This window comes from Pseudoalteromonas prydzensis (genome assembly GCF_011050055.1).
GTDB lineage: Bacteria > Pseudomonadota > Gammaproteobacteria > Enterobacterales > Alteromonadaceae > Pseudoalteromonas > Pseudoalteromonas prydzensis_A.
Window position 1 is genome coordinate 14,079 of record NZ_DRGM01000189.1, and the last position, 25,258, is coordinate 39,336.

General features: G+C 41.9%; 19 protein-coding genes. 12 read left to right on the top strand and 7 right to left on the bottom strand.

Annotated elements, in window-relative coordinates; genetic code table 11:
- Positions 1 to 132: 132 nt before the first annotated feature.
- From recC to ENH88_RS19490, 4 genes are all read left to right on the top strand, one after another.
- Complete coding sequence (gene recC / locus ENH88_RS19475; RefSeq protein ID WP_304184872.1) at positions 133 to 3,417, top strand: exodeoxyribonuclease V subunit gamma; 3,285 nt, start codon at positions 133 to 135, stop codon at positions 3,415 to 3,417.
- Positions 3,404 to 6,979, top strand: coding sequence for an exodeoxyribonuclease V subunit beta (gene recB, locus ENH88_RS19480; protein ID WP_304184843.1), 3,576 nt, complete (start codon positions 3,404 to 3,406; stop codon positions 6,977 to 6,979). Before recC ends, recB begins: the two co-directional genes overlap by 14 nt.
- Complete coding sequence (gene recD, locus ENH88_RS19485) at positions 6,976 to 8,910, top strand: exodeoxyribonuclease V subunit alpha (RefSeq protein ID WP_304184846.1); 1,935 nt, start codon at positions 6,976 to 6,978, stop codon at positions 8,908 to 8,910. Before recB ends, recD begins: the two co-directional genes overlap by 4 nt.
- Positions 8,911 to 9,109: 199 nt before the next feature.
- Entirely contained in the window at positions 9,110 to 10,144 is a 1,035-nt protein-coding gene (locus ENH88_RS19490; RefSeq protein ID WP_304184847.1) for a GTP pyrophosphokinase, read from the top strand.
- 45 nt (positions 10,145 to 10,189) lie between these two features.
- Here the strand turns inward: ENH88_RS19490 and ENH88_RS19495 are convergent, their stop codons facing one another.
- The 3 genes from ENH88_RS19495 to ENH88_RS19505 form a co-directional block, all read right to left on the bottom strand.
- Entirely contained in the window at positions 10,190 to 10,699 is a 510-nt protein-coding gene (locus tag ENH88_RS19495; protein ID WP_304184875.1) for a GNAT family N-acetyltransferase, read from the bottom strand.
- A complete protein-coding gene (locus ENH88_RS19500; RefSeq protein WP_304184849.1) occupies positions 10,696 to 10,968 on the bottom strand; it encodes a DUF1778 domain-containing protein in 273 nt (90 codons plus the stop codon). Before ENH88_RS19500 ends, ENH88_RS19495 begins: the two co-directional genes overlap by 4 nt.
- Before the next feature lie 248 nt (positions 10,969 to 11,216).
- Positions 11,217 to 11,990: an MBL fold metallo-hydrolase gene (locus ENH88_RS19505; protein WP_304184850.1), complete on the bottom strand. Its 774-nt coding sequence runs from the start codon at positions 11,988 to 11,990 to the stop codon at positions 11,217 to 11,219.
- Between the two features lie 63 nt (positions 11,991 to 12,053).
- On the opposite strand from ENH88_RS19505, the gene ENH88_RS19510 reads away from it, so the two are divergent.
- The 3 genes from ENH88_RS19510 (at position 12,054) to ENH88_RS19520 (ending at position 17,739) form a co-directional block, all read left to right on the top strand.
- Positions 12,054 to 12,398, top strand: a complete 345-nt coding sequence (locus tag ENH88_RS19510; protein ID WP_304184853.1) for a MerR family transcriptional regulator — start codon at positions 12,054 to 12,056, stop codon at positions 12,396 to 12,398.
- A 24-nt stretch (positions 12,399 to 12,422) separates the two neighbouring features.
- Positions 12,423 to 12,827, top strand: coding sequence for a GNAT family N-acetyltransferase (locus tag ENH88_RS19515; protein ID WP_304184856.1), 405 nt, complete (start codon positions 12,423 to 12,425; stop codon positions 12,825 to 12,827).
- Between the two features lie 463 nt (positions 12,828 to 13,290).
- Entirely contained in the window at positions 13,291 to 17,739 is a 4,449-nt protein-coding gene (locus ENH88_RS19520; protein ID WP_304184857.1) for a di-heme oxidoredictase family protein, read from the top strand.
- Positions 17,740 to 17,820: 81 nt separating this feature from the next.
- On the opposite strand, the gene ENH88_RS19525 is transcribed toward ENH88_RS19520, so the two are convergent.
- Positions 17,821 to 19,131 (bottom strand): amidohydrolase, encoded by a 1,311-nt coding sequence (locus ENH88_RS19525; protein WP_304184858.1) that lies wholly within the window; start codon positions 19,129 to 19,131, stop codon positions 17,821 to 17,823.
- A 49-nt stretch (positions 19,132 to 19,180) separates the two neighbouring features.
- On the opposite strand from ENH88_RS19525, the gene ENH88_RS19530 reads away from it, so the two are divergent.
- The 5 genes from ENH88_RS19530 (at position 19,181) to ENH88_RS19550 (ending at position 22,365) form a co-directional block, all read left to right on the top strand.
- Positions 19,181 to 19,855 (top strand): Crp/Fnr family transcriptional regulator, encoded by a 675-nt coding sequence (locus ENH88_RS19530; protein WP_304184860.1) that lies wholly within the window; start codon positions 19,181 to 19,183, stop codon positions 19,853 to 19,855.
- An 81-nt stretch (positions 19,856 to 19,936) separates the two neighbouring features.
- A complete protein-coding gene (locus ENH88_RS19535; RefSeq protein WP_304184861.1) occupies positions 19,937 to 20,356 on the top strand; it encodes a hypothetical protein in 420 nt (139 codons plus the stop codon).
- Positions 20,357 to 20,448: 92 nt separating this feature from the next.
- Positions 20,449 to 20,952 (top strand): DUF962 domain-containing protein, encoded by a 504-nt coding sequence (locus tag ENH88_RS19540; protein WP_304184864.1) that lies wholly within the window; start codon positions 20,449 to 20,451, stop codon positions 20,950 to 20,952.
- A gap of 26 nt (positions 20,953 to 20,978) precedes the next feature.
- Positions 20,979 to 21,770 (top strand): SDR family oxidoreductase, encoded by a 792-nt coding sequence (locus ENH88_RS19545; RefSeq protein WP_304184866.1) that lies wholly within the window; start codon positions 20,979 to 20,981, stop codon positions 21,768 to 21,770.
- A 130-nt stretch (positions 21,771 to 21,900) separates the two neighbouring features.
- Entirely contained in the window at positions 21,901 to 22,365 is a 465-nt protein-coding gene (locus ENH88_RS19550; RefSeq protein WP_414704869.1) for a DUF4826 family protein, read from the top strand.
- Between the two features lie 85 nt (positions 22,366 to 22,450).
- Here ENH88_RS19550 and ENH88_RS19555 read toward each other — a convergent pair whose 3' ends face one another.
- The 3 genes from ENH88_RS19555 to purB form a co-directional block, all read right to left on the bottom strand.
- The gene (locus ENH88_RS19555; protein ID WP_192540542.1) at positions 22,451 to 22,909 is read right to left on the bottom strand and encodes a GNAT family N-acetyltransferase; all 459 of its coding nucleotides are present in this window, start codon (positions 22,907 to 22,909) and stop codon (positions 22,451 to 22,453) included.
- 12 nt (positions 22,910 to 22,921) lie between these two features.
- A complete protein-coding gene (locus tag ENH88_RS19560) occupies positions 22,922 to 24,067 on the bottom strand; it encodes a cupin domain-containing protein (RefSeq protein WP_304184867.1) in 1,146 nt (381 codons plus the stop codon).
- 82 nt (positions 24,068 to 24,149) lie between these two features.
- Positions 24,150 to 25,258, bottom strand: a 1,109-nt coding sequence (gene purB / locus ENH88_RS19565; RefSeq protein WP_304184868.1) for an adenylosuccinate lyase, incomplete at its 5' end; no start/stop codon positions are given.

A 25,258-nucleotide genomic window follows, 5' to 3' on the forward strand; every position in this document is an offset into this window, starting at 1 on the left:
GCAGCTGTGAGTTTACTGCGTTTAAATATCAAGCTAAGCATCTGATTTATTAAAGCCAATTAACGACTTTGGCTACCCCTGTAATTGAAAATATCTTACACTGGTTTTATCTCAAGCAACAACAGTGTCGCCATGCTCAATATTATTCAATCAAACCGGATGGAAGCCCTGCAAGCGCAGTTTCATCAACTGTTAAAGTTAAATCCCTTACCTAGTGTGTTTGACAAAGAAGTGGTGCTGGTGCAATCACCAGGGATGTCGCAGTGGCTTAAAATTGGTTTGAGTGAGCAGCTCGGTATTGCTGCGCAGGTTGACTTCCCATTACCATCGAGCTTTATTTGGCAGCTTTATCAGCAGTTATTGCCTAATGTGCCCAAAGAATCGGCGTTTAATAAGCCTAACCTTGCTTGGAAACTGTTTGCCATATTACCAAGTTGTATTGATGAACCGCTGTACTTACCGCTGAAAACCTATTTAGCGGGCGACAGCGACGGGCAAAAAACCTTTGCACTGTGTGAAAAAATTGCCGACGTGTACGATCAATATTTAATGTATCGGCCGCATTGGATCGCAACCTGGGACAGCGGCGTTGATAAACTAGACGATGTAGACATAAGCATAGCGCCATGGCAGCCTGATCTGTGGCGACGCATTGTTGAGCACAGTAAAGAACTTGGCCAAAGCCAATTTCATCGCGCCAATATGCAAGGTAAACTGCTCAGTGCGCTTGAATTGATGGACGCTAGTTTATTACCTAAACGCATTAATTTATTTGGTATATCTGCGATTGCCAGCTCACAACTTGAGGTGTTTACAGCTTTAAGTCAAAAAACAGAAGTTAACTTATTCTTTTTTAACCCCAGTGCGCACTATTGGGGTGATGTTGTTGATGAAAAAACCGCCGCAAAAATTACCGCTAAATATGCCATCAAACCTTTGCTAGACGCGCAATCTAAACCTGAGCAAGATTACTATTTTATTGGTAATCCGCTGCTATCGTCGTGGGGAAAACTTGGCCGCGATTATTTTGAGCAACTAGTACAGTTAGACGCCAATTGGCTCGATGGTTTTATTGACGCATTTGATGACAGTTTACTTGGCCAAATTCAAAGTGAGATTTATCAGCTGGCGTTTAAAGGCGAATCACTAAGCGAAGACAAAGCATGGTTTATCAATGAGCAAGGCAAATTACCAATAAGCTGTGACGACACCAGCATTACCCTCAGCGACTGCCATACACCGCTTCGAGAAGTAGAGCGTTTACACGACTATTTACTCAATCTGTTTAACCAGAATAAACACCTAACACCGAAAGACATCATCGTCATGATGCCCGATGTAGGCACTTATAGTCCTTATATCGAAGCGGTGTTTGGTGGTGCGCAACACGAGCGCTTTATCCCTTATGCGTTGGCGGATTTAGCCATTGAGCAAGAAAAGCCGGTGCTTAGTTCGTTTGCAAGCCTAGCTAATTTACCGTTTTCGCGCTTTGGGGTGTCAGACATTCTCGACTTATTACAAGTGAGCCAAATAGCCGAAAAGTTCAGTGTTGAAGCTCATGAGTACGAGCAAATTCAGTATTGGCTGGAACGCGTTGGCGTTAAATGGGGCATCAACGCCGAGCATAAACATAGCTTTGACTTACCCGCCATTGAGTTAAATACCTGGCAACATGGTTTAAACCGATTATTGCTGGGGATTGCGCAGCGCGATGAACAATGCCCTTACAGAGGGATTTACAGCGCCGATGAAGTGGAAGGCATGGCGCTTGATACACTCAATAAATTAGTACATTTTATTGATGTATTACAACACTATAAAGAGCAACTAAGCCCAGATGATACGCTGATCAACAAAGCCGCTATTTTGGCAAATCTATTAACCGAAATTTATGAAAGCGACAGCGACGATAGTTGGGATTTATTAGTACTGCAAAACGTGCTCGACGAGCTGAAAAAGCACCACGACAATGGCGATTACAACCAAGCCGTGTCGCAGCGTATTGTGAGTTATTTAATCAAACAAGGTATTCAAGAAAAAGGCGTAGGGCAACGCTTTTTAGTCGGCCAAGTGAATTTTTGTACATTAATGCCAATGCGAGCGGTGCCATTTAAAGTGGTGTGTATGCTTGGCCTTAATGATGCCGATTACCCACGCACCGTGCAGCCGATTGGTTTTGATTTAGTGCCGTATTCTAAAAAGCAAAAAGGTGACCGATCACGTAAATTGGATGATCGCTATTTGTTTTTAGAAGCACTGCTCAGTGCCCGTGATAATTTATATATGAGCTACATTGGTCGTTCGTGTTTTGATAACCAACCGCGCATGCCATCAACCTTGGTTAGCGAGTTATTAGAATACATTGGCCGCAGCTTTGTATATGCTGAACAGGTCGATAAAAAATTACCAGAGAGCTTAATTACCCAGCAGCATTTGCAGCCCTTTAATAGCCAGTATTATCAACCAAGTTTAAACCACACGCTGCAAAGTGATCACAGCTATAACCCAATTTGGCTACCTACTGCGCCAATAATGCCAGAGCCTGCAACAGCCCTTAATGTTAGTGCGCCTGAGCAGCTTGATCTTGATGTGTTTATTCGCAGTGTCTGCCATGCTCAAGAGAGCTTTTATCAACAAAGTTTAGGTTTGCGCTTACCGCAATTTAATGAAGTAGCCAAAGACGAAGAGCCATTTAGTTTAGATGCACTAAAACGTTATTTTTACCTCGATGAGATCCTGCAAGCGAATATTAACGAGCAACCGCTCAGCACTGCACAAATACTGCAGCGCGGCGATTTACCGCAAGCCAATGTGGGCGACATTATTTACGACAGTATGCAGCACCGTGTTGATGCACTCGCAGGGCAAGTGAAAGAGCAAATAAAGGGCGGCAAAAGTGAGCCGATTGAGGTTAAGTTAATTCTTGAAAGCACCCAAGTAGAAGGCTGGTTAAACCAAGTGTATTTGCAAAAGCAGGTGTTTTACCGCAGTGCCAGCATTAAAGCCAAAGATCTGATCAAAGGCTTTATTTATCATTTAGCAGCACAAAGCATGCAGCAAAACGTTGAAACTTTACTGCTGGGCCTTGATAAACAAATTAGTTTTGCGCCACTTAGCAAAGCAGCTGCCGATGCGCTGTTAGCCGATTGGTTTGCTTTGTATAAAGCGTTACGACAAGCTCCGGTGGCGTTTTTTCCGGTTAGTGGTTATGAATACATTAAAAGCGGCGGTGATATAAACAAAGCAATGAGTAAATTTAGCCCGCAATACATTGGCCGTGGCGAGGGGGAAGACCCTTATATTCGCTTAACCGTGCAGTCGTTAGCCGATTGCCAAGACGAATTTATAAAGTGGAGCGAGCAACTGCTGGCACCATTATTTGCTCATGCCATGGAGAGTGACTATGCAAGCGCTTAACCCACTCACTATGCCGCTAACAGGGCAAAGCCTGATTGAAGCCAGTGCCGGTACCGGTAAAACCTATACCATAACGGGTTTATATTTACGCTATTTACTTGGTATGCAAAACGCTGATGAACGCACTGCAGCCGTTAATGTGCCGCTCAGTGTTGAGCAAATATTGGTGGTGACGTTTACCGATGCCGCCACCCAAGAAATTAAAGACAGGGTGCGCAGCCGTATTATTGCCGCCCGCGATGCCTTGCTTGGTCAAGACCCTGATGATGAGCTGATAAGCGGCGTAATTGCTGCAATTGACGATAAACACCGTGCCTTTGACTTACTCGATGCGGCGGCTAAATCAATGGACGAAGCGGCAATTTTTACCATACATGGTTTTTGCCAACGGATGCTTAAACAGCATGCGTTTGAATCTGGCGTGGCGTTTAATTTAGAATTTATCCTCGATGAGCGCGATATTCTGCTTGAGACCATTAAAGATTTTTGGCGTGCATTTGTATACCCGCTAGATAAAGAAAAAACCGATGCCATATTAAAAGTGTTCGCCGCGCCAGAGCAGTTGTTCTCACAGGTGTCGAGTATTTTAAATAAAGGCAATGCGCAGATCACACCACAAATAAAGTTAGACGATGTGTGGCAAGCCCGCGAGCAATATTTAGCAAAAGTACCCAGCTTTAAAAAAGCCTGTTTAGAGAGCGAGTTTATCGCTGCAATTAAAAGTTCAGGGCTGAGTGGTTCAAAAACACCGGCGCGTAAAGGCAGCTTACAAGCGCTGGAAGAATTTTGTTTAGGCGACGAGGCTTTTTTTGAGTTTGGCACCAGCAAATATTCGTTTGCGGTGTGGGGCAGCGATAGTCTCAGCGATGCCAGCAATTATAAAAAAAATCAGCCGTTATTTACTCATCCGCTAATTGCACAATTTGATGAGCTCGCAAGACTCTTATCTATAGTGAATCAAGGCTTAGCGATAGCGATTGTGCAACATGCTGCAAGCTGGGTAAAAACCGCGATTGTTAAGCGCAAGCAAGAGCAAAGCGTGATCACCCCAGATGATTTACTCAGTAACTTACACAGTGCACTGGGTAGCGAGCAAGGCGATACATTGGCGCAAAAAATAGCGCTGTTGTTTCCGGTGGCGATGATTGATGAGTTTCAAGATACCGATCCCATTCAGTACGGCATTTTTAGTAAAATTTATGGCCAAGAAAATACCACCCTCGCCATGATTGGCGACCCAAAACAGGCTATTTATGGCTTTAGGGGCGCGGATATTTTTACTTACATTGGTGCAAAGCAGGCGGTCGTAAACGAGCAGCAATTTACCTTAGGCACTAACTTTCGCTCCAGTAGCGATGTAGTACAAAGCGTAAACCAGCTATTTGGTAAACACGCTAATAGCTTTATTTATAATGACGCCATTCCATTTAACCCAGTCGCAGCACAAGGTAAAAAAGCCGATAAGTCATTTTTACTCGATGGCAAGCCTGCCACTGCATTTGAATTTTGCGTGTTCGAAGACAGCACCGCAGATGAAAAAAACAAACCAACCAGCAAAGGCTTTGGTCAGCAACAATTAGCGCAGTATTTTGCCAATAAAATAGTCACCTTGCTGGAGCAAGCTGCCCAAGGGCGAGCTTGTATTGGTACAACACCTATTACAGCTGCCGATATTTGTATTTTGGTGCGCGATCGTGTTGAAGCACAAATCATGAAAAAAGCCTTGAGCGAGGCGCATATTGCCAGCGTCTATTTGTCTCGTGATAGCGTGTTTAATCAAGAGTTAAGCCACCATTTACTGAATTTTTTAACTGCTTTACACGGTCAGTATGATGAATCGCTACTGCGCGGGGTATTAGCAGGGCCGTTATTTTGCCTCAGTTATAACGCCATATATGCGTTGCATGAAGACGAAACCCAGTGGCAACAGTATTTAAGCTTTTTTGCCACCTTGAGCGAAATTTGGCACAAACAAGGTGCCATGGCGATGATGGAACATCTCCTTAGCCATAATCAGCTTAGTGCTAAATGGCAGGGCTTAGGCTATAACGTTGAACGTTGGTTAACTGACTTTAGGCATTTGGCTGAAATACTCCAGCAAAAGCAAATTGAGCTGGAAGGCACACTGCGTTTACTGCGTTGGTTTGCGCAAAAGGTTAGCCAGCAAGACGGCGAAGCGGTGCAAGTGCGCTTAGAAAGTGACGCTAACTTAGTTAAAATAGTCACTATGCACGCGTCAAAAGGGCTTGAATATCCGCTGGTGTTTATGCCGTTTGCCAGTGGCTTTAGGGAAACTAAAGACGCGCTTTATCATCAAGACGGTAAGCTGATTTACGATTTAAGTAAAAGTGAAGGGGCGCTAGAAAAAGCCCAACAAGAACGTTTAGCAGAAGACTTACGGTTATTGTATGTTGCACTTACCCGTGCTGTGCATTTTTGTGCCATTGGTATGTATAACCTTGGCCAAGGACAAAGCAGCCGCTTAGCAATACAAAGTAGCTCATTAGGGCATGTATTATTTGCAGGCTTAGACATTACCAGCAGCCAAGTGTGGCGTGAGCATTTGCAAGCGTTTTGTGCTGCAAACCACGCAATGGGCTATCATCAATTTAACTCAGAGCAACTTGCCGAGCAGGGCGTATTAACGTTTACCAGCAGCAAAGCTGCCAGTGAAACACTCACTGTTAATCAGGTTAATGCCCGTATTGAACGTAATTGGCGCGCCACCAGTTTTAGTGCCTTGAGTTTTAAAAAGTACACCGATCATATAGAGCCTGGGCGCAGCGATGAAGATCACGAAAAAGACGAGTTTGCTGCTCAGCAAGATGCAGTTCTGTCACCATATAGCTTCCCGAAAGGTGCAAAACCTGGTAGTTGTTTACATGAAATTTTTGAACAACTCGATTTTACCCAGCCAGCAGTTCACCCGACTAACGCAGAGCAAAGCTTAGCTGCTGTGGTTGAGCGCAGTTTAAAAAAATACCACATTAGCGAGCAGTGGCAAACAACCACTGAGCAATGGGTGCTTGATGCACTAAGTTGCCCATTGAACGAACAAGGCTTGAGCCTTGGCGTGTTAACCCCGCAGCAATGTTTAGTGGAGATGGAATTTAACTTGCCATTGAGTCACTTATCAGCCAAGCAATTAAATGCGGTATTAATTAAAGAGTTTGCTTTTAATCAAAGCCGGTTGGATTTTTATGATGTCAAAGGCCTGCTTAAAGGCTTTGTTGATTTAATATTTTGCTATGACGATCAGTATTATATTTTAGATTACAAATCAAATTACTTAGGTAGCCAAGCAAGTGACTACGAGCAAGATGCCCTAGAGCAAGCAATGAGTAGCCATCAGTATCATTTACAGTATTTAATTTATACCGTGGCTTTGCATCGGTTATTAAAACAACGGCTACCTAATTACCGCATAGAGCAACATTTAGGCGGCGTGTATTACACCTTTTTACGCGGCATGAGCGAGGGTAAAGGCGTGTATTTTAAAAAGCTAACCACAGCACAAGTGCTGATCTTAGATGGCTTGTTTAGTGAAGGAACCATGTTATGAACACCGAACAACAAACTAGTCCTGTAATAGTGCCATTACTGGATTATTTGCTCAGTGAAAATCGTGTGCGCATGGTTGATATAAAACTAGCGGAATTACTTTGTGAACATCAACATGATGATGTTTTTTACCTGATTTTATTGCTCAGTAATGCTCAGCAAAGCCAGCATAGCTGCTTAACGCTGAACGAACTTGATTGGCAAAACCCGTTTAATTTACGCCAAGCAGAGTTTAGCCCGCTGGTACTAAGCGTGCCAGATAGTTTAAGCCCATTTAATGATGGCTTTAGCACCGAGCAGGCACTTATTTGCTTACAAAACCATGCCAGTGTTGGCCCTGAAAAACCCTTGTTGTTATTTGATAACCGACTGTATTTTGCCCGCCTCGCAGGGTACGAGCATACCCTTGCACAACGTTTATTACAGATGAGCCAACAAACGGTGACGGTTGATAACCACGCACTCGCGCAGTTGCTTGAACGCTACTTTCCAACGGAGCAAACCGATAGCACTGATCCGCAAAAAATAGACTGGCAAAAAGTAGCCTGTGCGATGGCCGCTACAAAAGGGTTTAGTGTGATCACTGGTGGCCCAGGCACAGGTAAAACCACCACAGTGACTAAATTATTAGCGATATTGCAGTCACTTTATCAACATGCCCCCTTGAGTATTAAGCTGGTGGCACCGACTGGTAAAGCCGCAGCACGATTAAGTGAATCAATACTTGGCGCAAAAGACAAACTCACTAATATTCCTGAGCACATAAAAACCTTGATACCGCAAAGTGCGCAGACGATTCACCGTTTACTCGGGGTTAAACCCTTTACTAATAAATTTAGGCATTCAACGGCCAACCCGCTGCACCTTGACTTGTTGATCATCGACGAAGCCTCGATGGTGGATTTATCCTTGATGGCAAAACTCATTGAAGCATTGCCAGCTCACGCGCGGTTAATTTTATTGGGTGATAAAGACCAACTTGCCTCGGTAGATACCGGCAGTGTAATGAGCGACCTATGCCAAGGCTTAGTGCTTGACCAAACACCAAGTTATTCTGTTGAGCGCTGCGCAGAGCTGAATCAACTGTGTTTTAACGGCGCAGATAAACTGCAAAGTAACCCAAGTGATTTTAAACTCGCTGATTGTATTGCATTTTTACAGCACAGTTATCGCTTTGATGCAAAAAGCGGTATTGGCCAATTAGCACAAGCGGTGAATACCAACAACAGTGGCAAGCTCAATTACGTAGAGCAAGAGGTAAACAGCGGCGCATTTAAAGACGTGATCTTTGATTATGATTTAGTCAGCCAACCACTTGATAAACTGGTGCAAAGTGCCGCCAGTAAATACGCCGAGTATCTGCAATTAATTGCTCAGCAAGCAACCTGTGCTGCAGTACATAAAGCCTTTGCCAGCTACCAATTACTAGCCGCCGTGCGCGAAGGTGATTATGGCGTAAATAACTTAAATCACCGTATTGAGAAGCAACTTGCTCAACAAGGCTTAATAACCCTAAATCCTGATCAGCGCCATTACGTGGGCATGCCGATCATGATTGCACAAAATGACTATCAGCTAAAATTATTTAATGGTGATATAGGTATTTTAATGCTCGATGAAAACGGCCAATTAAAAGCAGTATTTATCGACGAGCAGGGCAGTGAACGGGCATTTTCGCCAGCGCGATTGCCCGCCCACGACAAAGTGTATGTCATGACCATTCACAAATCACAAGGCTCTGAATTTACTTACACCGCTATGGTACTGCCACCAGCAAATCAAGCAACCGCAGGCATCAATCGTCAGTTAGTTTACACCGGCATCACCCGCGCCAAAAACACCTTCGAACTTGTCGCCGACAAAAAAGTGTTATTAATGGCCATGAATAAATCAGTAAGCAGAGCATCAGGGCTGTATGAGAGGTTAACGTAAGTTGAGCAAGCGAGTTAGCAAGAGTAAAGTTAGCGAGATTAGAGACAAGTGCGGTGTTTAGATTATTTACTAGCTTTAATATTATTGGTATTCATCATATAAAATTAAATTACGTTTTAATTTTATAATTGTATTGCTTAAATATACAATTGATTACACTTATATTTTTAATATCGAATCTTGTGTCTAGGAGGTTTTTTTGAATCATTACCAAGAGAAGTTATGGAAAGAATCTCCAGAATTAATTCGAGGTTATTATGACAACATTGAACGCTATAAACGGCTATCTGAAGAAGTAGATTATATACTTACAAATACTTTATCTATAAATGAGGTTGAAGTTGCATCGATTTCATCTAGAAGTAAATCAATAGAAAGTTTTTGCGAAAAGATATACAGAAAATCTTATAAAGATTCATTTAAATCAATAACTGATTTTGCTGCCGCGAGGGTAGTTTTCTTGTATGAGAAAGACCGTGCATCTATCGAGACAAAAATTGAACAATCATTTGATATTATAGAAAAAGTCAATAAGGTTCAGCTTGATGACATAGAGCGTTTCGGTTATGGCGCCCTTCATTACATAGTTAAATTAAAGGCAAACTATGTTGGAGAGCGCTACAACGATATTAGGGACTTGAGATGTGAAATTCAAGTAAGGACTATTTTGCAAGATGCTTGGGCACTTGTTGCTCATCACTTAAGTTATAAACAGGAATCTGATGTCCCTAAACACCTACGTAGAAAATTGAATGCACTTTCTGGGCTATTTGAAACTGCGGATGATCAGTTTCAGCATATAAGAGATGCTCGTGAGGATTATCAACAAAAGCTTAAAGGTGCTATAGACGATAGCGATAATATTGTAATGACCCAAGAAATAGAAATAGATAGTTTAATCGCGTTTCTAAAGTGGAAACACCCAGACCGTGTACTAGATGAAACTTTAGAGCTATCAGAACTGGTTGCAGAAATAAAGTTTTGTGGTGTGAACACGTTGCAACAGCTTCAAGTTATCTTAAATAAAACTGAAAAAGCATGTCAAGCGTTTGAAGCTGCTTACCCACCATATGACCCGGAAAAACAGGAAAACTGTAAATACTCGGCTACGGGATCTGTTAGGCAGGCTTTAGAGTTCTTATCTGAAGACTTTATTAATCGGTTTGAAGCTCCTTTTGCTGAAAGTGTTAAAAGTAGAAAAAATGAGTTTAAACATTTAGTAGAAAAAACATAACAAACCTTTTTCGGCCGCTTCTAGACACAGGCGGCCACTTATAAATCAATAAATTAACTCACCAATACTCGCTCTAATATCTGCAATGGTGATAAACAATTTGTTATCTGCGTCTTTAAATGAAGTGAATCCATATTTTTCATAGAAATTAGCAGCACCTTCTTTTGCGTCAACAATGACGATAGGAAAGGCGATAGTTTCACTTGCTATTAATAGTTTTTTTAGTGCATCAACTAACAGCCATTCACCGAAACCTTGGCCTTTATATCTATGATCGATTGTTAAACGTGCGATTAAACCACCGGAAGTTACACTGTGATGCTTTTTTTGTAATTTACCGGGTAAATCTGGAAGATTAATTGCTGTCATTGTTAATGTATAAAAACCAATGATGTGTTCAGGGCATTGCTTATCCTCAAGCACAAATGTACGCGTATTGTCTTTCTTAGCTTGTTGGCTTGCCATAACCTTTAAGTAATTATTGAGTGCGACAATACCGCAGTCAAAACGGCTTCGGTCATGCTTAGTTTTGTCTAATTGGACAGTATCCATTATTGAGTTTTATTTTTATAACGAGTAGCTGCACTTTGTAATTTACTATTTGGTTTTGCTGGTTGGTCTAACGCGGCCATTAAAGTCATGGTATCTTGCTGACTTAATTGTAGGGCACGCTCACGTTCCATAATCGTTTTTGCTTTTTCAACAGCAGAACTCAGCACAAACGAATTAATACTAGACATGCCAGCAATAGCCGCGGCTTGTGATAGCAGTTCTTGTGTATCAATATCTACACGCGCTGTAATTCTAGGTAATGCAGTGCTCATAATAATCTCCATTCAGTGTCAAAGTGGCACAAGCGAATTGTAGTATGATTTTTATGCACTGGCAAGCTGCGTGCCATTATGGCACATGAATGGCGGAGCTAATAAGAGCTGAAATGTGTATTTTATATGATAGGTTTATTTAACAGTAAGCAATCAATTGTGCTTGAAACAATTGGTGAAAAGAAGTTATCAATAAAAAACATAGAGCATAAGTATTAGGCTGGCCCTTATGCTCATCGTGCCTATATTTATCTGCCATTAAGCTCTATGGTTTCACCGTCATCAGGGATGATAAATCGTGTTAATAAGTTATGTTGACTCAAAAGTATGGTTAAATCTGCGCGGCTTATACGGCAGTGATCGAGTGCTTCCATATGATTAGCTATGATTATGCCTGTACTCAGCGATGCTAATTCAATAATGTCTTTTTCAGTAAGCAGTAACGGTGCACCAATATCGAATTGTGCTTTACCAGTGGGGGCGACAATATAGTCAGGTTGGTTTTTCTTAATAAACTCTCTGATTTCATTGGTCAAAATAGTATCTCCCATTAGATAAAGGGTTGCTTCATTCTCAAGTTTTATAAAATACCCTACACCATGTTCCATAAATGGGGTGAGCCAGCCTGTTGTATGTTTTGCTGCAACTTGCTCTATTGTGCCGTTGAAAAACGGGCTGCATTGTTCTTTTAATACTTCAGTGTTGATCCCTTTTTTAGTTAAGTAGCGGGAATCGTGTTTAGTGCAAAATGTAGTAATTTCATTGTTTCGTAGCCAGCGTTCAGCTGCTTTATCTAAATGATCGAAATGGCCTTTTTGACAATGAGTGATCAAAGCGTATGCAATCTTATTTTCAAGTTGGTGGAATGCACTGGGTAATTCAACCAGTGGGTTTCGTTGTTGGCTTTTATAGTAACGTAGTCTCGGTAAAGTTGATTTTTTGGCAAGCATGGGATCAAGTAAAATATACTTGCCTGTAACTTCGATGACTAAGGTTGCATTTCTGATCTGTGTAATTTTCATAATTTCTCCTAATTAAAAAACTATGGTAATTTGTGAAGTTACTCCATAGTCAAGTATTTAAATATGAAAATTGCAGAGTTTGAAAAACAAACAGGACTGTCTCGCGATACGTTGCGTTACTATGAGAAGATAGGCATGTTAACGCCACCAGTACGAGCGGGTAATGGTTATCGGTATTATGGTCAAGCTCAGCTTCAGGAGCTAGCTTTTATTGAGCGTGGCAAGACTATCGGTTTTACGCTAACTGAAATCAAAGTAGGCTATGAGCGTTACCAAGCTTTAGGGAGTTTGTGCCCTGAATTCAGCAAACAATTACGAGACAAAAAAGCATTACTAGCTAAGCGAATTAGCCAAGATCGTAACGCGATAGCCGTAATAGATAATATGTTGAAGTCATTTTGTAGCTAAGTTTATTACTTTATTTGAGGGATTATGAAAATAAAACAAATCACATGGCAGCAGGCGTTACCGATCAGGCACTGTGTTTTGTGGCCGCAGAAGCCGCTGCAATTTTGCAAAGTAGTGGGAGATGAAACGGCCACTCACTTTGGTGGTTTTTTAAATGATGAATTGGTTTGTGTCGCGTCAGTTTATAGCCAAGGAAATGTCGCTCGCTTAAGAAAGTTTGCTACCTTAGCTAACTTTCAGGGCAGGGGCGTTGGCTCTGCAGTCATCACCCATGTTATTGCATATCTAAAACAATTGAACATTAACTATTTTTGGTGTGATGCACGTACAACCGCGAGTAGTTTTTATCAACAGTTTGGGATGGAAGTTGAAGGCCCAGCGTTTGATAAAGCAGGTGTGCAGTATTATAAAATGTCTGTCAGCTGGTGATACAAGTACTCAGTGTTTCTCTTTGGTTATTGATAAGTTGCTTCATTAATGCTTAGGGTAAACTCTATAATCTAGCGCGTATTATATAGGTGTCTAGCACCTAAAATCGTACTCTTTGCATTATTAGCAAGCCCCGATGACTACATTCCAATCGTACAACGGCTCATAACTTATCGCTAAATCAGAGCTGGTAAAGTTAATTTATTATAATTGTTGTTATTGAGTTGTTAATGTAAGCGCTTACATGCTAAGTTTATAACTCTGCATACGCTAAAACTATTTAAAAAGGATGGTTTGTTACTACGCGTATGTTTGAAAAGCGCTACATTGCAATTGTTCGGAATTGCTATGGATCTCAATGTAAGCGCTTTCATTTCTGTTGTTTGTGAGATGAATAAAAAGGACTCGTTCTTTAGTGGTTAGCCACTAAAGAAGTTTTATAAATTACATTTGGAGACATACAGTGAAAACTAACAGCAAGTTAACCACGAGGCTTGCAAATATTGGGTTTGCAAGCCTGATCATTTGTGCGTCCTCGCAAAGTAATGCTGCCGTGGGCAATTTACTTTGGGAAGATAATTTTAATAATTTAAATACTGACGTTTGGAATATCGATGTTGGTGATGGTTGTGATCAAGGGTTATGTGGCTGGGGCAACCAAGAGCTACAATGGTATAACGAAAATAATGTCTACATTAGTGATATTGCTGGGGAGGCCGGCAACAAGGGGCTTGTTCTTGAAGCGCGAAATGAAGCGCTTGGCGGTAAAGCATTTACCTCTGGTAAATTACAAAGCAAAAATAAATTAGCTGTGCAATACGGCATGATAGAAATTAGAATGAAAGTGTCTGATGTGGATACTGGCTTATGGCCTGCGCTTTGGATGCTCGGTACCAGTACCGCAGATTGGCCTGCTAAAGGCGAAATTGACATCATGGAAATGGGGCAATCTCAAGCAGGGCGAAGTGATGCTGGCTTTGCTGGTGCACCGAGTAATAACTATACAGGATCAAATTTAATTTTTTATGCGGATGCAGCCTGCAGTACTGGTAATCCATCATGCGCCGCAAGTGTGGCGTATCAAACAGACAACGCTCATTTGTCATCAACACCACTTACAAACCGATTCGTAACGTATCGAACTTATTGGACAGAAGATGAAATTCGTTTCACCGTTGAAGACAATGGTGTTGAATACGATATGTTTGATAATCCATTTGCGATAACCGCTGAATCCAGTGAGTTTAATGCGCCATTTTATTTATTAATGAACCTTGCAGTGGGGGGATTATTTACCGATGCGCTGACAAACGAACAAGTCACTGCGCCATTACCTGGAAAAATGGTGGTCGATTATGTTCGTGTTTATGAACTAGATGGTCAAGGCGAAGTATTCAATGGCAATCTAACGCAACCAGAAGTCGGCACATTTAATGTATTTAGTGAAGGCCCTAGCGATAATGAGTTAGTCGCTGGTAGCAATGCCGATATTTATATTTGGAATCAAAATTCACTCAGCCAAGGTACAACCACGGCTTATGAGGGAAGTGACGTTATTGCGTGGCAATATTCGCCTGATCAATGGTTTGGAGCAGGTATTCAAAGTCGTCAAGCACGTGATATGAGTAATTTTAGAGATGGCCACCTTAACTTTAATATTAAAATTCCTGCCGATGTTAGTTTTAGAATAGGTATCGCTGATACCTACACTAATGAGAATTGGATCACCTTTCCAGCCAATATTAACCAATATGGGCTGGTGCGAGACGGTCAGTGGAGTGAAGTAAGTATTCCTATAACTGATTTAGCTGGGAGCATGGTCGCATTACAATCGATTAAAAATCATTTTAATATTGTATCGGTCGCAACTGAGGAGCCAAATTATAGCTTCCAAATGGCCATTGATGATATTACATGGACTGGCGGCGGCAGTGCGCCAAACGATAGCGATCAAGATGGTGTCAATGACAGCCTTGACCAATGCCCTGGTACCCAAGCTGGTATTGAGGTTGATGCCACAGGCTGCCCTGTGATTATTTTACCCGATGGTTTAGAGCAACCTTCAACAGATAGCCTTACTTTTTACGTTAACAGCACCGGTTGGGCTGACGTGCATTATACAATCAATGGCGGTGACCAACAAAATGTTCGTATGCAAGTTATCAATGGCCGGAATGAACTCACTCTGACAGGACTCGTGGCTGGTGATGTGGTTAGCTTTTGGTTTACCTACTTACAAAATGATGGTGTTGTTACAGACACAGCTGAACAAACGCATACATTTTCAGATCCAGCTTCAGGGAATAATGGTGATGGAGATAGCGATGGTGTCAATGATGATATTGATCAATGCTTAAACACGCCGATGGGTGATGTTGTTGATGCTCAAGGTTGCAGTATAGTGGTAACCGAGCAACTTCGTCTCGAAGCTGAAGATTACAGTAACTATTTAGATAATGACGCGGGTAATACTGGTGGAGAATATCGCAACGATGATGTCGACATTGAAACCACAAGTGATAGTGGCGGTGGTTACAATGTAGGTTGGACATCCGCGGGTGAGTGGCTTGAGTTTCAAGCTAATCTTGGCGCAGGTACGTATAATTTAACAACTCGTGTTGCATCAGAAATTGGTAACGGTACATACATTGTATCGATTAATGGTAACGTGATTGCCAGCGATGTTGTGCCTACAACCGGTGGCTGGCAAACGTTTATTAGTCAAACAATCGCGTCGGTTACTTTAAATGAAGGTGTGCACACTGTTCGTATTGAAATGACGGGCGGTGAATTTAATTTAAATTGGCTAGAATTTAACCTTGCCAACCAAACAGAAAATGACAGTGATAATGATGGGGTGAGTGACAGCCAAGATCAATGCCCAAATACACCTGCAGGCAGCCAAGTAAATAGTCAAGGTTGTGAGATCAACCTAGGCAATGTGATCCCTTTATACGATACGACTACGCAATTAGAGCCGGCTATTAGCTATGACCGAGGAGATGCGTTAATTACCCGGTTCGCCGATCGTGGTCGTGACCGCCATGCCAAGGAAGATCAATTTCAAATTTATGATCATTATTTATCCCATTACTGGGCACACCGTACTGCGCAATTTGAAATAGCTGACTTTGTCGCCAAAGGTGGCTCACGGATAGAAGTGACCTTTATTACTGAGTGGAAACTAGGGGCACGAGAGTTTCGCGCTTGGTATCGCGGTTTAGGAACTGTTGCTGAGTACCATGGCAATTACTTTGGCGGTGGTGCTGTGGTTGAGTTGGATAACGGTAGTTATGATACAGACTTTAATAAGATCAGCGGATCTGGTGATCAATACCGTTATCGCGTCATTATTGATGATTATCGACCGTTAAATTGGGAGCCTGCTGGTGGTTCTTTACCACTTGAAGTTGGTCAACGCATGGAGTTTGAAGTTAGCCAATTTCTGGATGCACCACCAGAGGGCCGTGAAAACTATTATGGCACCACTTACTTATATATTGTCGGTGAAGGATTGGTACCTTGGAAAACAGTAGGGGACTTTAACGATCCTTCATCACAACGAGAAGATTCATACCCGATTGCCGAGCAAGGTTGGCTAGGTGGTAAAACCACACTTCCTTATAACTATACCAATGAGCCAGATAATCACTTTATGCAAATGGCGACTAATTTATCGAGCTTAAATGGCCAAACATTTGTGCAAGGGCGACGTGTTCATCACAGTAGTTTTGTCAATGGTGAGCACGATGAGCTAAATGGTGAAAATGGTGTATTTAATGCCGTTGTAGGAAAGTCAGGCCCGCATTATATTAATGACAGCTGCGCGGGATGTCACGTACGTAATGGTCGCGCTGCGCCACCAGAAGTAGGTGGCTCTTTAGCTAAGTGGGTGTTTAAAGTGGCCGATATTAATGGCAACTCTCATCCCTTATTAGGCAATGTTTTACAGCCTAAAAACCTTGGTATTAACGATGCTACGCAAGGTGAAGGGGATGTTACTATTGCATCATGGGCTCAAAGTAATGGCTTACGCTCGCCTAACTACCAATTTAGTAAAACCACCCCAGCGCGTTACTCTGCTCGTATTGCCCCCCAATTAGTTGGTTTAGGTTTACTTGAGGCTATCCCAGAGAGTGCCGTATTAGCTTTAGCTGATGAGCACGACAATAACGGCGATGGGATTTCGGGTAAAGCACAACGGGTAACCGATCCTATTACAGGCCAAACACGTTTAGGACGCTTTGGTTATAAAGCTGCGGCTGCATCTATTAAGCACCAAGTAGCGGGGGCTTTTAATACTGATATGGGGGTGACCAATTCGGTTTTCCCAAATCCAGACTGCGGCGCATCACAATCAAGTTGTGGTAATGCAGGTGTTGAAGTGTCTGATCAACACCTTGACGAATTGAGTAAATACATTGCTTTACTTGGCGTACGTGCTCAGCGCGACCTTGACGATCCGCAAGTGCAATTAGGCAAAACACTCTTTACCTCAATTGGCTGTGAAGGTTGCCATACTGGCACATTCGAAACCAGTGAATATCACCCGTTCTCTGAGCTAAGAGCACAAACTATTCACCCATATACTGATTTATTACTGCATGATATGGGACCTGGTTTAGCTGATAACTTAGGTGAAGGCTTGGCCACTGGCGCTGAGTGGCGAACAGCACCTCTTTGGGGCATTGGTTTATCTGCATGTGTGACAGGCGGTGTGGATAATATTCTTGGCGGGCAAGGCAATGAGTTTTGTACTGCACAGCCAAGCTACCTACATGATGGCCGCGCCAGAACGATAGAAGAAGCTATCTTATGGCATGATGGAGAAGCGCAAGCTTCAAGAATTGCTTATGAAAGCTTGTCAGTAAATGACCAGTCAGCAGTACTGACATTTTTAAATTCACTTTAAAAATCAGCAGCTAAGTACTTTATGAATATACCCACTTAGTGTGGGTATATTCGTTTTATAGCATTAGTGTTTCTGCGTAGATTATTTTGTCATAGCAAAATAATCTACAACTAACTGGGTCATCGCATTGACACCTAATTGTAAGGCTTTTTCATCGGCGAAAAACTGTGGCGAATGATTACTTGCAGCCGTTTTTGCATTTTGACCTTGCGGTGTTACACCTAGAAAGAAGAATAGCCCCGGCGTTTCTAACGCGTAGTAACTAAAATCCTCAGCCCCAGTGATGAGATCAGTAGTGATAATGTTACTTTGACCCGCGACTTTAGCTAACGTCGGCGTCATTTTTTGCGTTAACCCGACGTTATTGACTGTTACTGGGTAACCATGATCTATGTGCACATCCGCTTTAGCACCGGCTGATTCAGCAACTAGCTGTGCGGTTTTCGTCAAGCGTTTTTTAATATCAGCACGCATTGCCTGATCAAAAGTACGAATAGTACCAATTAACTCGACATTATCAGGAATAATATTTGAACGTACGCCGCCATTAATTGCCCCAAAGGAGATCACTGAAGGCGCTTTAGTGACGTCAACTTGGCGTGACGAAATTGTTTGCGTAGCCATAATAATTTGCGAGGCCGCAACGATCGGATCAACACCATTCCATGGTCGTGAGCCATGAGTTTGTTGTCCTTGCACATTGATTGAAAACGAGTCTGAGCTGGCCATCAGCGGCCCTTCACGAAAGCCAATCTGGCCGGTGTTTAATGAACTGGTTACATGTAAACCAAATACGGCTTCAGGTTTTTCTTTAAATAAGCCTTCTTTGAGCATTAGCTCAGCGCCGCCTTCTTCACCTTCAGGGGCACCTTCTTCTGCTGGTTGAAAGACAAATAATACATCACCCGCTAAGTCATCTTGAACTTTAGCCAAAGACTCGGCCACAGCCATCAAAATGGCAACATGATTATCATGACCACACGCATGCATCACACCAACTTCATTACCACGGTAGGTAGAGGTCTGAGTAGAAGCAAACGGTAAATCAACTTGTTCAGTCACAGGGAGGGCATCCATGTCTGCACGAAGCGCTATTAAGGGGCCTTTTTTGCCGCCTTTAAGTTTAGCAACCACACCGGTATGGGCTACCCCAGTTTGTACTTCTAAACCCAGTGCTTCTAAGTGCTTGGTAATGTATTTAGCGGTTTCAAATTCGCGGTTACTCAGTTCTGGATATTGATGGAGATGGCGTCGCCAAGTGATCACTTTTTCACTGACGCTGTGGTTGGCTTTTTGAAGATTTACGTTTAGCTGCTCATTAGAAGCTGCTGCAAAACTAGGTGAAGATAGTGTGCTTAGTAATATACTGCTGATAATAATTTTGTTTAACATAGCAATCCCTTTTATTATTTGTGCATTAACTAATGTAGAGTAAACCGCAATGAATGAACAGGACCGTGCGATAATTAACCAAGGAAATTGGTTTAATAGTCGCTCTAAGCAATTTCAGCAGTCGTTATTACAACACGCAAAGGTTATGCAACTTGATGCTGGTGAAGCGTTATTTCTACGTGGTGATAGTAATGCAGGTTTATATGCTGTGCTTAATGGCGTAATGCGAGTCAGTGGCGTTAATAGCGAAGGTAAAGAGGCGGTGCTGACTTTTATCGACGCTGCTACTTGGTTCGGTGAAGTGGCTTTATTTGATGGCGGCCTGCGCACCCATGACGTACACGCACAAATAGCTGCGCGACTGCTGTTTGTCCCGCATCGCTCTCTAGTACAGTTACTGGCCAATGAACCCGCGTATTGGCATGACTTTGGCGTACTGTTGTCGCATAAGATGCGTTTATTATTTACATCATTTGAAGACCATGCATTATTAACAGCTCAGCAAAAACTCTGTAAACGATTGCTGATGATGGCTGTTACTTCGCAGTCGGGTGATCGCCAAGCCGTGATGTTATCGCAGCAACAACTTGCAGATATGACTTACCTAACTCGGCAAACAATTAATCAAATCTTACAACTGCTAAGCGCAAAAAATATTGTATCTTTACATTATCAACGCGTAGAAATTATCGATAAAGAAAAGTTGCTGGCATTAGCACAGTAATGCGCTCTTTCGGATGTAGCTAACTGGCTTCAAATTTGCTTAATTTGGTGATAAACCCATATCCTCAATGGAATTGAAACCATGACTACACTTATGTTTGCTGATCAGTATCGAGCAGCGCCATACCGGGCACCGGATCAAACAAAACCAGTGATGCCACCAAAAGCGGCAACCGCATTGGTGGATGTGGCAAAGACTAGCAAAGTTGATACAACCACTGCGCTTAAGAATCCAACCTATGAGCAAAGTTTCCTCGAACAGGCAAATGAAGCGCTTATTTATCAACGATTAGGCGTTGATAAAGAAAAAATAGCTGAGCTTAAGGCTGCTATAGAGGAGTTAGCGAAAAAAATACACGATCAGGAAGGTGATACAACCGCGCTGTCTGAACAAATGGAAAATTTGCAAAAAATGCTCGAGCAAGAGTATCAAAAAGGCCGAGAGCTGCAAGCTAAAGCACCTGAACACGACAAAGGCAAAATCATCAGCGCGTTAGTGTAGTGTGCGTTTTTTTAAATGTCAGCTAGTAGACATTGTTACTTTATAGTTATTTGCTAAAGTAGTTTTATTAGCCAATAAAACGAGAATACAAGATGAAAACCTTACAACAACAACTTGGTAATTATGGTTTATATCACCGCTCAAAACGTAATGTTCTAACGCACTTTTTTGGTATCCCCTTGATTGTATTTGCGGTTATTTGTTTACTTGCACGTATTCATATACCAATCGGAGCGTTTGCGCTTAATGGCGCACAGATTGCGGTATTCGCGTCAGTGGTTTATTACTTAATGCTCAGTGTGTCATTGGGATTAATTATGGCCGTGCTGTTAGTGTTATTATCTATTGTCGCTGCACCAATTGCGCAACTCACTTTTAGTCACTGGTTGCTGATCAGTGTAGGGATTTTTGTGCTTGGTTGGCTGTTACAGTTTATCGGCCATTATTATGAAGGCAAAAAACCGGCGTTTGTTGACGATATAGTTGGCCTTGTGATTGGACCTTTGTTTGTGCTTGTTGAGCTACTTTTTATGTTGGGTTTCTATAAAACACTCGAACATGAAGTGACTGAAATTGCAGGTCCATCTAAACCTTAAACAACTTATAAAAATAAAGGTAACTAATGAATTTCAATCATAAAACAGTGTGGATCACCGGTGCATCTTCAGGTATTGGTAAAGAATTAGCAATTCAGTTTGCACAGCTGGGCGCGCAGGTTATTTTATCAGCCCGTAATGTCGAAAAACTCCAGCAGCTAAGTAATGAATTAGCAGGCACTCAACATAAAATCATTGCTCTTGATTTATCTCAACCAGAGCAGGTACTTGAATACGTAACTAAAAACATTAATGACATTGGTAAAGTAGATATATTGATTAATAACGCGGGCGTGTCGCAGCGTAGTTTATTTTTAGAAAATGATTTTTCAGTATACCGCCAGTTAATGGAAGTGAATTACTTTGGTTTAGTGGCACTCACTAAAGCGGTGTTACCGAGTATGGTTAAAAATGGCGGTGGCTCTGTAGTATCAATCAGTAGTGTCGCAGGCAAAGTTGGCTCTCAGTTTAGAACGGGTTACTCTGGCTCTAAATACGCAGTCGTCGGTTTTATGGATTGTTTGCGCGCAGAGGTTGCAAATAAAAACATTCATTGTTTAACGATCTGCCCAGGTTCTATAAAAACCGCTATTGCCCATAATTCACTTAATGAACATGGTGTGGCGCAAAATAAGGCAGAACATTCCATTGAAAATGGTATGGATGTAACGCTTGCTGTTAAGCAGATGATCAACGCCATAGCGAAAGGGCAAGATGAAGTTGTAATAGGTGAGGGGATCAGTGGTTGGGCGCCAACGATTAAGCGTTTTTTCCCTGGCTTATTTAACCGTTTAACAGCAAGAACCAGCTATCGCTAACATAACCTCGTTTATTGGCTGAATAGCAAACAAACACACGGACAACGAGGAAGTTTTGTCGTTTATTGCTTGCACCATAAATTGTATGCCCTTAAAGTGTAAAAAATGTTGTAAAAGAGTAACTATTGTAATGGAACAAGAACAAGTGGAATCAAAACAAGCTAAACCGCTAACAGCAGAAGAACAAGAACAAGCAAAGCAGCAGAGTATTGTATGGCAACGCGAGTGTTTTCAAAATGCACAAAAGCATTTAGCAGAAAAGGGCGTAATGCCAAAAAGCTTAATAGAAAAAGAAAGCCGATTTATTGCCCCATTATGTGCAATATGGAAGTTTAAAGGCCAAGACGGTAAAAGTTATTGGGTGATCACCGGTCGCCTACCAACGGATCATGCGTTAGCATCGGTTGCAGAAAATGCCCGTGATGTATTGCGCTATTTTTCTCTACAATGGCAGTTAAAGGCGGATCAAATCATTCATAGCGGCGGTGCCCGTGATAAAACGCAAGTTGATTTTGCTAATCTTTTAATTAATCGTGCCCATGGTCTTTATGAGATGTATGAAAAAGAACAGTTATGGCTAAACGAAGCTAAATAACCTGAATTCAGGTTAAATAAATGAGTTACAAAGCGAACTTATGAACTGGTTTTCCAGATCAATTAGTTCGCTTTTTTGTTTTAATTTAATGCACCAGAGTGAATGGTTTAGTATTAAATCGATTTATCGGGCATTGCATTCGCAGCCGAGGAATACCTGCTTCCATAAACACATGGCCTTGCTGTTCAAAGCCATTGCGTTTAAATCGCTCTACCTCATTTAAAATGCAATTAATGCTGACGCAATCACAGCCTTGTTGCTGTGCAAGTTCAACAATATATGTAAGGAGTGAGCGATATACAGAGCGATTACGATGCTCTGGCAGCACCGCAATGCGGCCAATCAGGCCATCACTACATAATCGGCCTGTTGCAACAGGCCCCTGACTGTCATCAGTTACTAGTATATGATGAGCATACCGATCAAGGTTATCAAACTCGATATGTTTGGGAATATGTAGTTCACATACAAATACCCGCTCTCTGATCTGTTGTAGTAATTCCTTACCTAACTCCCATTCCACCTTGTTGATATGATAGCCCATACAAACATACTCCTAGCAAAACCAAATCCCCTCATTAAGAAGTGTAGTAAAGGTTTGTGCAAAAACTAAACTATTTTTTGAACTATTAAGTTGCTCTACTGTCACCATAGTGTGATCTGTGAGTAATTTAACCGCTGCTAGATCACTAACCGGGAGGCTATAATTCTCGCCATTGACGCTTAGAAGTATTTCGTTTTCAAAAACTTGATATAACGCACGAGTACCGCCTAAACGTTCAAAAACCACATCATCATCCGCTAATAGATCGGTTATTTGTTCACTATCAAATAAATCTTCTGGTGGCATTAAATCCATTTCATGTTTAGGTTGACTGAGTGTTGTACCTAACCATGCTTTAAATAATACATCGTCATTTAGCATCGCTTGCATTAATAACTTAATGGTTTCGGCCTCGGCTGTTTGGATCTCACCTTTAGAATCACGAAGCATAATGTCTGGATCTTGATAGCGACTATTACCGACTTCTTTATCAATAATATGATCAGCAAAATTTGAGAGTAAATCACGCTGGTTTGGCGCGCGAAAACCAATTGAGTAGTTAAGCGCATTTTCTACTGCGTAACCTTCATGTGGGCAGCCCGGCGGGATATATAAAATGTCGCCAGCTTCAAGGATGCAGTCGATAACAGCGGGGAATTGCTCAACTTGTAATAAGCTTTTATTTTGTGCAAATTGTTTTAAGTTGCTATCTGGCATACCGACGCGCCAGTGACGCTTGCCTTCACCTTGAATTATAAACACGTCGTATTGATCTAAATGTGGCCCTACACCGCCGCCTGGCGTTGAAAAGCTGATCATTAAATCATCAATTCGCCAGTTAGGAATAAATCGAAATGGTTCAAGTAGCTGTGCAGCCGCTGGATGCCAATGATCCACAGCTTGTACTAATAGCGTAGAGTGTTGCTCTTTGAGCAATTCAAAATCTTCAAATGGGCCATGGTGCGCCTGCCAATCATTATCCTGATTGGTAATGATACGCGACTCAATACTCTCTTCCATGGCAAGGCCTGCAAGCTCGTTTGCATCAAGCGGGTCGACAAAGTCTGCAAAACCTTGTTTGATCAATAGCGGTTTTTTTTGCCAATATTGGGTTAAAAATTGTTGCTCAGTTAAGCCATTTATAGTTAGTTGATACATGCTGCGCCCATTAAAAATGAAAAAGCGAAAGGCAAGGGCCTTTCGCTTTGTAGTCTATACAAAATAAGTTGTTGTAGAAAGCTTAAACTAGGTTGTCGATGAACTCGACAGCACGACCAATATAATTAGCTGGCGTTAGTTTTTTCATTTCAACTTTAGCTTCTTCTGGTAACTCTAAACCATCAATGAAATCAGCCATAATTTCTTGATTTACGCGCTTACCACGGGTTAAATCTTTAAGCTTTTCATATGGTTTTTCGATGCCGTATTTACGCATTACGGTTTGAATTGGCTCTGCTAGCAATTCCCAGTTTTGATCAAGTTCTTCAAGTAAACGTTGCTCATTAACTTCTAACTTGCTAACACCTTTAAGCGTTGATTGGTATGCAATTAACGCATAGCCCATACCTACACCTAGGTTACGCAGTACTGTCGAGTCAGTAAGGTCACGTTGCCAGCGAGATACAGGTAGCTTTTGCGCAAGGTGTGCGAAAATGGCATTTGCTAAGCCTAAGTTACCTTCTGAGTTTTCAAAATCAATTGGGTTAACTTTATGTGGCATCGTTGATGAACCAATTTCACCAGCAATGGTTTTTTGCTTAAAGTGATTGAGTGCGATATAGCCCCATGCATCACGATCGAAATCTAATAAAATCGTGTTAAAACGCGCAATCGCATCAAACAACTCGGCAATGTAGTCATGCGGTTCAATTTGCGTCGTAAACGGGTTGAATGTTAAACCAAGGCTAGTTACAAATTGCTCAGCATGGTTGTGCCAATCGTAGTCAGGGTAGGCGCTTAAGTGAGCGTTGTAGTTACCAACCGCGCCATTGATTTTACCTAACATTTCAACTTGGGCAATTTGGTCACGTTGACGCTTTAAGCGCATATACACGTTAGCAAATTCTTTACCCATAGTTGAAGGTGTTGCTGGTTGACCGTGCGTACGGGTCATCATAGGTACTGCTTTATACTCAATGGCTTTTTCTTTAATTGCATTAAGTAATTGGTCACAATAAGGAAGTAATACTTCATTACGTGCTTCAGTGAGCATTAAACCGTGAGATAGGTTATTGATGTCTTCTGATGTACACGCAAAGTGAATAAACTCATTGATTGCATGTAGCTCGGCGTTATTCGCTACTTTTTCTTTTAATAAGTACTCAACCGCTTTTACATCGTGGTTAGTGG

Excerpts from the sequence above, each read along its gene's own strand:
- recC (WP_304184872.1), top strand. The coding sequence starts at position 133 with ATGCTCAATATTATTCAATCAAACCGGATGGAAGCCCTGCAAGCGCAG.
- ENH88_RS19525 (WP_304184858.1), bottom strand. The coding sequence starts at position 19,131 with ATGTTAAACAAAATTATTATCAGCAGTATATTACTAAGCACACTATCT.
- ENH88_RS19500 (WP_304184849.1), bottom strand. The coding sequence starts at position 10,968 with ATGAGCACTGCATTACCTAGAATTACAGCGCGTGTAGATATTGATACA.
- recD (WP_304184846.1), top strand. The coding sequence starts at position 6,976 with ATGAACACCGAACAACAAACTAGTCCTGTAATAGTGCCATTACTGGAT.
- ENH88_RS19505 (WP_304184850.1), bottom strand. The coding sequence starts at position 11,990 with ATGAAAATTACACAGATCAGAAATGCAACCTTAGTCATCGAAGTTACA.
- ENH88_RS19535 (WP_304184861.1), top strand. The coding sequence starts at position 19,937 with ATGACTACACTTATGTTTGCTGATCAGTATCGAGCAGCGCCATACCGG.
- ENH88_RS19545 (WP_304184866.1), top strand. The coding sequence starts at position 20,979 with ATGAATTTCAATCATAAAACAGTGTGGATCACCGGTGCATCTTCAGGT.
- recB (WP_304184843.1), top strand. The coding sequence starts at position 3,404 with ATGCAAGCGCTTAACCCACTCACTATGCCGCTAACAGGGCAAAGCCTG.
- ENH88_RS19560 (WP_304184867.1), bottom strand. The coding sequence starts at position 24,067 with ATGTATCAACTAACTATAAATGGCTTAACTGAGCAACAATTTTTAACC.
- ENH88_RS19530 (WP_304184860.1), top strand. The coding sequence starts at position 19,181 with ATGAATGAACAGGACCGTGCGATAATTAACCAAGGAAATTGGTTTAAT.
- ENH88_RS19550 (WP_414704869.1), top strand. The coding sequence starts at position 21,901 with ATGGAACAAGAACAAGTGGAATCAAAACAAGCTAAACCGCTAACAGCA.
- ENH88_RS19510 (WP_304184853.1), top strand. The coding sequence starts at position 12,054 with ATGAAAATTGCAGAGTTTGAAAAACAAACAGGACTGTCTCGCGATACG.
- ENH88_RS19515 (WP_304184856.1), top strand. The coding sequence starts at position 12,423 with ATGAAAATAAAACAAATCACATGGCAGCAGGCGTTACCGATCAGGCAC.
- ENH88_RS19540 (WP_304184864.1), top strand. The coding sequence starts at position 20,449 with ATGAAAACCTTACAACAACAACTTGGTAATTATGGTTTATATCACCGC.
- ENH88_RS19555 (WP_192540542.1), bottom strand. The coding sequence starts at position 22,909 with ATGGGCTATCATATCAACAAGGTGGAATGGGAGTTAGGTAAGGAATTA.